The following is an 8,567-nucleotide window of genomic DNA, read 5'->3' on the forward strand; positions in this document are numbered from 1 at the left end:
CCCCCCCCCCCTTTTTTTTTTCCACCCACACCCCGCAAACCCACATCGGCGCGGGTCGGGGGGGCGCGTTTTTGTTTAAACGCCCGGCACCCAGACCTCGCCGCGGCCAAAGCCCGCGGCGAAGCCGGCTCCCGCCGCGGTCGATCCGAGCTTCGTCGTGATGGGCGAGTTCGGGCGGGCGCAGGGGCTGAACGGCGAGATCCGCCTGAAATCCTATACCGGCGACCCGCAGGCGATCGCCGGCTACGGCCCCCTCGTCGCGGCCGACGGCCGGACGTTCGAGCTGACGAGCGTGCGCCCGGCGCCCGGCTCCTCGCCCGACCTGCTGATCGCGCGGGTGCGCGGCGTCTCCGACCGGACCGGCGCGGAGGCGCTGAACCGGACCCTCCTCCACGTCCCCCGCGAGCGTCTCGGCGACCCCGATGAGGACGAGGTCTTCACCGCCGACCTCGTCGGGCTGCCGGCGATCGATGCCGCCGGCACCGTGCTCGGCACCATCGTCGCCGTGCCGAACTACGGCGGCGGCGATCTCCTCGAGATCAAGCCCGCGCAGGGTGGCGCCACCGCGCTGCTGCCCTTCACCAAGGCCTTCGTCCCCGAGCTCGACGTGGCGGCCGGGCGCGTCGTCGTCGCTCCGCCGGAGGATTTCTTCGCGCCGCCCGGCCCGAAGCCCGCGGACGATCCGGGCTGAGCGGAGCCTCGGCTGCCCGGCGGCGATCCGCCCTACGCTTCCATCAATCCGCTGAGCGGCGCCGTGACCGTGCAGGTGACGCCGGTTTCCGGGTAGGCCAGCGCCACCGCGCCGCCGATCGCGCCGACGAGGCCGCGCTCGATCAGCCGGGTGCCGAAACCCTTGCGGCGCGGCTCGACCACCGGCGGACCGCCCTGCTCGCGCCAGAGCAGGTGGATCACCGCGCCGGGCCCCTCGCCGGCGACGTGCCAGCCCAGGGCCACGCTGCCGCCCGGCACCGAGAGCGCGCCGTACTTGACCGCGTTGGTGGCGAGCTCGTGCGCCATCAGCGCCAGCGACAGCGCCGCCTTCGGGCCGACCGCGAGGTCAGGGCCGGACAGCCGGAACCGCTGCGGCCCGCCGTCGTCGTGGATGCTCAGCGCGCCGCTGAGCACCGCCTCCATCCCGGCGCTCTCGCTCTCGCCGGAGAGCAGGATGTCGTGGGCCTTGCCCATGGCCACGAGACGGGCCGAAAGGGCCTCGCGCGCCGCGTCCAGATCGGTGACGTTGCGCAGGGTCTGCGTCGCGATCGCCTGGACCAGCGCCAGCGTGTTCTTCAGGCGATGGCCGAGCTCGTGGTGGAGGATGTCCTGCTGCGCCGCGGCGCGCTTGCGGTCCTCGATGTCGCTGATCGCCACCACGGCGCCGATCGTGGCGCCGGACGGGTCCTTCACCGCCTCGCCGACGATCTCGATCCAGCGGCGCGACCCGTCCGGCCGCTGGTAGTGCGCTTCCAGCTCGGCGTGGTCGACCTCGCCCGCGGTGAGGCGGGCGAGCGGGTAGTCCTCCGGCGCCACCGGCGCCCCGTCCGAGCGAAAGGCGCGGTAGGCGCCGTAGCCGGCACGGTCTTCGGCGTAGAGGGTGGCGTGGCCGAGGATGCGCTCCAGGCGCGAGTTGCCGAACACGATCCGGCCGCTCGGGGCCTCGGCCAGCAGGATGCCCACCGGCATGGTCTGGAGCACGGTGTCGAGCTGCGCCTGATTCTGGCGCAGGCGGCGCTCGGTCTCGTTGCGCCGGGTGATGTCGAGCATCGCCCCGATCATCCGCACCGCCCGGCCCGCGCCGTCGCGGATGATGTAGCCGCGGTCGATCACCGCGGCGTAGCTGCCGTCGCCCCGCCGGAAGCGGTACTCGTCGGTCCAGGTCTCGGTCGCGCCGTCGATCGCCGCATGGATGCTGTGGGCTATCCGGTCGCGGTCCTCCGGATGGATCTGGGCGAGCCACCAGGCGCCCTGCGGCGCGACGTCGGCGAGGTCGTGGCCGTGGGCCAGCATCAGCGCCTCGTTCCACCGGACCTGGTCCGCGACGAGGTCCCAGTCCCAGATCGCGTCGGTGGTGGCCCGCGCCGCCAGGCGATAGCGCTCCTCGGTCGCCTTCAGGGCGAGGTCGGCGGATTTGTGCTCGGTGATGTCGCGGACGGTGCCGATGAAGCGGACCGCGACGCCGTCCTCGAGGATCGCCCGCCCGCGGGCGGCGATCCAGCGCTGCGCGCCGGTGTCGGCCGCGATCACCCGGTAGTCGATGTCGAGCGCGCCGGTGCCGGCCGGGTCCATGGCCGCCCAGACCGCCGCGTCCGCGCGCTCCCGGTCGTCGGGGTGCAGGCCGCCGAGATAGGTCTCGGCGTAGGTCACCGGGCCGCGGGCCGGCACGCCGAACAGGGCGCGCACCCGCGCGTCCCAGCGCAGCTCGCCGCTCGCGAGGTCGAAGTCGAAGATGCCGATGCCGGTGGCTTCGACCGCGAGCCGCAGCTGCTCCTCGGCCAGCGCGCGGGCGGCGAGCGCCTGCTCGCGGTTCTCGATCGCCCGGCGCAGCTCGAGCTGGACCATCACCTGGCGCGCGAGGGCGGCGAGCGTCGCCATCTGCCGGTCGGTCAGCCCTTCGGGGCGCGGGACGGAGTCGATGACGCAGAGCGTGCCGAGGGCGAAACCCTCCTGCGTGTGCAGCGGCGCGCCGGCATAGAACCGGATCTGCGGATCGCCCGTGACCAGGGCGTTGTCGCGGGTCCGCGGATCGCGGGTCAGGTCGGGGATGACCAGGATGCCGTCTCGGCCCAGCGCGTGCGCGCAGACCGATTGCGACAGCGGCGTCTCGCACGGGTCGAAGCCGATGCGGGCCTTGAACCATTGCCGGTCCTTGGCGACGAAGCTGACGAGCGCGGTCGGGGTCTCGCAGGCCTGCGAGGCCAGCAGGACGATGTCCTCGAAGCCGGCCTCGGCGGGCGTGTCGAGGATGTCGTAGGTGTCGAGGGCGGCGAGACGCGCGTCGTCCAGCGGGTCGTCCGGCGTCGGTGCGGCGGTCATGGCGCTCAGGCCGCCCTTCCCTGCGAGGGCTGGCCGGCCGCGGACCCGCCGGCCGCGGCCGGGTCGACGGCCACCAGCGTGCCGTCGTCGCGATAGACCGCGCCGAGCACCTCCTCGAAATGACGGCGCACCCGGTCGTGGCACTCGCAGGCCGCCCGCTCCAGGGCCGCCCGGTCGCGGATGGCGATGCGGCCGCGCGACACCGCGATCATCCCGCGGTCGTGCAGGCCGCGCAGGACGCCGGACAGGTAGGTGCGGCGGACGCCAAGCATCTCGGCGAGCACGTCCTGGGTGATCGGCAGCACGTCGGTCGAGAGCCGGTCGTGCAGGGTCAGCAGCCACTTGGCGGCGCGCTGCTCGATCGGGTGCAGGGCGTTGCAGGCCACCGATTGCAGGAGCTGGGCGATCAGGCAGTCGGAGTAGCGCGTGAACAGGTTGCGCAGCGTGCTCGACGCGTGCTTGGCCGCCTGAAGGCGCCCCGCCTCCACGCGCAGCCCCGGGCCGCCGATCTGGACCACGGCGCGGCTGAAGGCCGGCAGGTAGCCCTGGCTGACCACGCCGCCGACCGCGCCCTCCCAGCCGACCGTCGCGGTCTCGGTCATGCGGCCGTCGAGCATGGTGATCGCCAGGGTGACCACGGTGTGGTCGCACGGGAAGGTGACGTGCGAGACCGGATCGCCCGATTCGAACACGATGTCGCCGCGCGCGAACTCGGCCGGCTCGGCGTAGGGCGCGATCAGCGCCCGGTCGGCGGGCTGGAGGGCGCGCAGCAGGAGGTTCCTGCCGAAGGACGTGGCGGCGGTGACGGCCATGGCGGGGCGGTTCGTTTCCCAGGTGCAACAAGGCCATAGCGCAGCGCGAGGCCGCCGTCTGTTCACAAGTCGAAGTTCGCGCAAGTTTTCGATGACGGACGGGCCGGCAACGGCATCCGCTTGATTCCGGGGCGGCGCCGGCCATGTGATCACGGCATGAAACGGCGAAGCCTGCTCACGGCCGCGAGCGCGGCCACGGTGATGACCCTGGGCGGCGTCGGCTACGCCGTGCACAGGCGCGGGCGCAACCCGTACTACCGCGGGCCGGAAAGCGACCACTTCGACGGGGTGCGGTTCTTCGCGCCCGGCCAGGTCGCCGACAAGGCCCTGGCCGACGTCCTCCGCTGGAAGGCCGAGCGCGGCGGAACGGCGTGGCCCAAGGCCTATCCGAGCCCCTTCCCGGCCGACCGTCCGCCGGAGCGCGTCACAGGCCTGCGCATCGTGCTGATCGGGCATGCCAGCTACCTGGTGCAGGTCGCCGGCCGCAACATCCTGATCGACCCGGTCTTCGCCACGCGCGCGAGCCCGACGCGCTTCGCGGGCCCGAAGCGGGTCAACCCCCCCGGCATCGCCATGGCCGACCTACCGCCGATCGACGCCGTGCTGATCACCCACAACCACTACGACCATCTCGACGGGCCGAGCCTCGCGCGGATCTGGCAGGCGCACCAGCCGCTGGTCGTCGCGCCGCTCGGCAACGACACGATCCTGCGCGGCTACGACGACACGATGCATGTCGAGACCGCCGACTGGGGCGGCTCGGTCGATCTCGGCGACGGGGTGGCCGTCCACCTGACGCCGGCCTACCACTGGTCGGCCCGCGGGCTGAACGACCGGCGCATGGCCCTGTGGTGCGCCTTCGTGCTGACCACGCCCTGGGGCGTCCACTACCATGTCGGCGATACCGGCTTCGGCGACGGCGCGATCTTCCGGGACGTGCGTGCCCGCTTCGGGCCGCCGCGGCTGGCGACCCTGCCGATCGGCGCCTACGAGCCGCGCTGGTTCATGCAGGCGCAGCACATGAACCCGGCCGACGCGGTCGCCGCCCTCGACCTGCTCGGGGCGACCCAGGCGCTAGGCCATCATTGGGGCACCTTCCGGCTCACCGACGAGGGCATCGCGCAGCCGGCCGAGGCGTTGGACGCGGCAATGGACCAGGCCGGGCAGCCGCGCGCGCGCTTCCTCGCGCTGCGGCCGGGGCAGGTGTGGGAAGGCTGACCGCGGACGAACCACCCGCGTCGGTCACGGTGGAGACGCCCTCTCGATCGTCCGTCAGGCGGTCCGCTCCGTCGCGCTCGCCTTCCGGCCACCGGCGGTGATGCCGGCGGAGGCCGCGATGACGCAGCCGATTGCCAGCCATTGCAGCAGGGACAGGCGCTCGCCGAGCAGGATCAACGCCGCGAGCGCCGCGATCGCCGGCTCCAGGCTCATCATCACCCCGAAGGCCTGCCGCGTCAGCCGGCGCAGGGCCACCATCTCCAGCGAGTACGGCAGCGCGCTCGACAGCACCGCGATCCCGAAGCCGAGCGCCAGCGTCTCGGGATCGAGCAGGGCCGCGCCGGAGCTCGCCAAGCCGAACGGCGCTACCACGATGGCCGCCGCGAGCATGCCGAGCGACACCGCCTGCCCGCCGTCGACCCGGCCCGCGCGCTGCCCGAACACGATGTAGAGCGCCCAGGCCAAAGCCGCGACGAGGGCGTAGGCCACACCCGCCGGGTCCAGGCCGCCGGCCTCGCGCATCGGCAGCAGCAACCCGAGCCCGAGCACCGCGAGGCCGATCCAGGCGAAATCGGCGGTTCGGCGCGAGGCCGAGAGCGCGACCGCGAGCGGCCCGAGGAACTCGATCGCCACCGCGGGCCCGAGCGGGATCGTGCGGAGTGCCAGGTAGAAGGTCAGGTTCATCATCCCGAGCGCGGCGCCGTAGAGCGCGATGATCCCGGCCTCGCGCAAGCTCAGGCTCCGCCGCCACGGCCGCCACACCGCGAGCAGGATCAGGCCCGAGAAGCCGACGCGCAGGCTCGACACGCCGGCCGCGCCGACGATCGGGAACAGGCTCTTGGCCAGGGCCGCTCCGCTCTGGAGCGAGACCATGCCGGCGACGAGCGCGACGACGGGCAGGAGCGTCGCCGACGCGCCCGGCCGTTCGAGGCCGCGCACGGCGCTACAGGATGAACCGGCTGAGGTCGGCGTTGGCCGCCAGGCTCTCGACCCGGTCGCGGACATAGGCCGCGTCGATCGCCACCGTCTCGCCCGAGCGGTCGGTGGCGGTGAACGAGACCTCGTCGATGACGCGCTCGAGCACGGTCGAGAGGCGCCGCGCGCCGATGTTCTCGACCGAGCCGTTCACCTCCACCGCGACGCGGGCCAGCGCGTCCACCGCGTCGTCCGAGAAGGCCAGCGTCACGCCTTCCGTCTGCATCAGCGCCACCGTCTGCTTGAGCAGGCTCGCCTCGGTGGAGGTCAGGATCTGCTTGAAGTCCTCGACGGTGAGCGGCTGCAGCTCGACGCGGATCGGCAGGCGTCCCTGCAGCTCCGGCAGCAGGTCGGCGGGCTTCGAGACGTGGAAGGCGCCCGAGGCGATGAACAGCACGTGGTCGGTCTTCACCGGCCCGTGCTTCGTCGTTACCGTCGTGCCCTCGATCAGCGGCAGCAGGTCGCGCTGCACGCCCTCGCGGGAGACGTCGGCCGAGGACCGCCCCTCGCGGGCGCAGATCTTGTCGATCTCGTCGAGGAAGACGATGCCGTTGTCCTCGACCTCGCGGATCGCCTCGCGGATCAGCGCGTCGTCGTCGACGAGCTTGTCGGATTCCTCGGCGAGCAGGGGCGCGTAGGCGTCGCGCACGCTCATCCGGCGCGGCTTGCCCTTGGCGGCGCCGAACGCCTTGCCGAACATGTCGCCGAGGTTGACCGCGCCCATGGAGGCGCCCGGCATCCCGGGGATCTCGAACATCGGCAGGCCGGAGGACGGATTGCCGGCGAACTCGATCTCGACCTCCTTGTCGTCGAGCTGGCTGTCGCGCAGCTTCTTGCGGAAGCTGTCGCGCGTCGGCTGGCTCGCGGTCGGGCCGACCAGGGCGTCGAGGATGCGGTTCTCGGCCGCCGCCTCCGCCTTGGCCTTGACCGCCTTGCGCTTCTCCTCGCGCACGAGCCCGATCGCCACCTCGACGAGGTCGCGCACGATCTGCTCGACGTCGCGGCCGACATAGCCGACCTCGGTGAACTTGGTCGCCTCGATCTTGAGGAACGGCGCGCCGGCGAGCCGCGCGAGCCGGCGGGCGATCTCGGTCTTGCCGCAGCCGGTCGGGCCGATCATCAGGATGTTCTTCGGCGCGACCTCCTCGCGCAGCGGCCCGGTGAGCTGCTGCCGGCGCCAGCGGTTGCGCAGCGCAATGGCGACGGCACGCTTGGCGTCGTGCTGGCCGACGATGAAGCGGTCGAGTTCCGAGACGATCTCGCGGGGGGAAAACGTGGTCATCGGGCTCCGATCGGGTGCGGCAGCCGGTCTGCCAGGCGCGCGGGCAGGCCGCGCAGGACGACGCCCCGCATCGCGTGCCAGCCGGCGCTGAGCAGCAGGACGAAGGCGCCGAGCGCCAGGAAGCTCAAGGGGGCGGCCCGGTTGCTGAAGCCGGCGTCGCGGATCAGGGTTCCGAACGCGATCCCGGCATAGGTCAGGCCGGCCACGAGGATGGCGCGCCGGTCGGTGACCAGCGCCACCAGCGCCAGCAGCAGCACCACGCCGAGCACCAGGATCGCCGAGACCGTCGACGGCGCCTCGGCGTTCCGGAGGACCGTGGCGAGCATCGGATGCACGATCAGCGGGGCGGCGAGCAGGTGCAGCCAGAACGCGATGTCCGTGCGCCGGGTCTGGCGCTGGCGGTCGCCGAGGTCGAAACGCATCGCCAGCGCGAAGACGGCGAGGCCCGCCGTGACCAGCAGCGCGCTGAAGGCGTCGGCATCGAGGGTCGGGACGAGGGCGAAGGCCAGCGCGAGCAGCGTGCCGGCGAGCGCGGCTGCGCCCGCCGCGATGGTGATCGGCACGGCAAAGCGCCGGTAATGCAGGGCGCAGAGCGCCAGGGTCGCGAGCGCCGCCCCGGCATAGGGAAGCGGTGCCGGCGCGCCCGATCCGCTCGGTCCCGGCAGGGCGCTGCCCAAGCCGATCGCGAGGCCGGCCATCGACGCGAGCGCCAGGAAGGACTCGACCGCGAAGATCGCCAGCAGGGCGATGCTCGGCAGCGCCATCCTGCGGCGGCGGGTGAAGAACTCCGCGAGCGCCCAGGCCAGGGCCGCGACGAGCACCCGGCTGCCCGTCTCGCCGAGGGTGTCGCCGGCCAGGAGCCAGACCGCGCCCAGGAACAGGCCGATGCCGAGGGTGACGAAGATGTCGGCGAAGCCGGTGATGAAGCGCAGGCGCTCGTCGTCGTCCACGCGCTCGGGCACCGGCACCGCCTCCTCGCGGGCCAGCCGGTCCAGGGCCTCCACCTGCGCGGCGGTGAGGATGCCGCGGGCGACCGCGCGCGACAGGAGCGCGGGGTCGATCACCGGAGGGCCGGCGGGCACGGGGAGGGACGTCGCATCGCCCCGATCTAAGCGCGAAGCGGGACGCTTACCAGGGTCGATCGCGCCGCCGAGCGCGCGGCCGATCCGGCGTGCGATCCCCCGGCCGGCGTCAGGCGGCGCGGATCTCGCCGACGAAGCCGGCGACCTCGCCGCCGAGGCCCTCGGAGC

Annotated in this window: 7 protein-coding genes; 2 read left to right on the forward strand and 5 right to left on the reverse strand. The window is 73.1% G+C overall.

Going from position 1 to position 8,567, the window contains the following annotated elements:
* Nucleotides 1-160: 160 nt before the first annotated feature.
* Nucleotides 161-691 carry a ribosome maturation factor RimM gene (rimM, locus tag FV223_RS13585; protein ID WP_147727556.1) on the forward strand — a complete coding sequence of 177 codons (531 nt, stop codon included), beginning with the start codon at nucleotides 161-163 and terminating at the stop codon, nucleotides 689-691.
* Between the two features lie 32 nt (nucleotides 692-723).
* Here rimM and FV223_RS13590 read toward each other — a convergent pair whose 3' ends face one another.
* A complete protein-coding gene (locus tag FV223_RS13590; RefSeq protein ID WP_147727550.1) occupies nucleotides 724-3,030 on the reverse strand; it encodes a PAS domain-containing protein in 2,307 nt (768 codons plus the stop codon).
* A 5-nt stretch (nucleotides 3,031-3,035) separates the two neighbouring features.
* On the reverse strand, nucleotides 3,036-3,842 hold the full coding sequence (locus FV223_RS13595; RefSeq protein WP_147727551.1) for a Crp/Fnr family transcriptional regulator: 807 nt from the start codon (nucleotides 3,840-3,842) through the stop codon (nucleotides 3,036-3,038).
* Nucleotides 3,843-3,998: 156 nt separating this feature from the next.
* Between FV223_RS13595 and FV223_RS13600 the strand changes: the two genes are divergently transcribed.
* Complete coding sequence (locus FV223_RS13600) at nucleotides 3,999-5,060, forward strand: MBL fold metallo-hydrolase (RefSeq protein WP_147727552.1); 1,062 nt, start codon at nucleotides 3,999-4,001, stop codon at nucleotides 5,058-5,060.
* 54 nt (nucleotides 5,061-5,114) lie between these two features.
* On the opposite strand, the gene FV223_RS13605 is transcribed toward FV223_RS13600, so the two are convergent.
* From FV223_RS13605 to FV223_RS13615, 3 genes are all read right to left on the reverse strand, one after another.
* Nucleotides 5,115-5,933 carry an EamA family transporter gene (locus FV223_RS13605; RefSeq protein WP_243936709.1) on the reverse strand — a complete coding sequence of 273 codons (819 nt, stop codon included), beginning with the start codon at nucleotides 5,931-5,933 and terminating at the stop codon, nucleotides 5,115-5,117.
* 70 nt (nucleotides 5,934-6,003) lie between these two features.
* Nucleotides 6,004-7,317 (reverse strand): ATP-dependent protease ATPase subunit HslU, encoded by a 1,314-nt coding sequence (gene hslU / locus FV223_RS13610; RefSeq protein ID WP_147727554.1) that lies wholly within the window; start codon nucleotides 7,315-7,317, stop codon nucleotides 6,004-6,006.
* Nucleotides 7,314-8,399: a hypothetical protein gene (locus FV223_RS13615; protein WP_147727555.1), complete on the reverse strand. Its 1,086-nt coding sequence runs from the start codon at nucleotides 8,397-8,399 to the stop codon at nucleotides 7,314-7,316. Before FV223_RS13615 ends, hslU begins: the two co-directional genes overlap by 4 nt.
* Nucleotides 8,400-8,567 lie beyond the last annotated feature (168 nt).

Source organism: Methylobacterium sp. WL116, assembly GCF_008039455.1.
GTDB lineage: Bacteria > Pseudomonadota > Alphaproteobacteria > Rhizobiales > Beijerinckiaceae > Methylobacterium.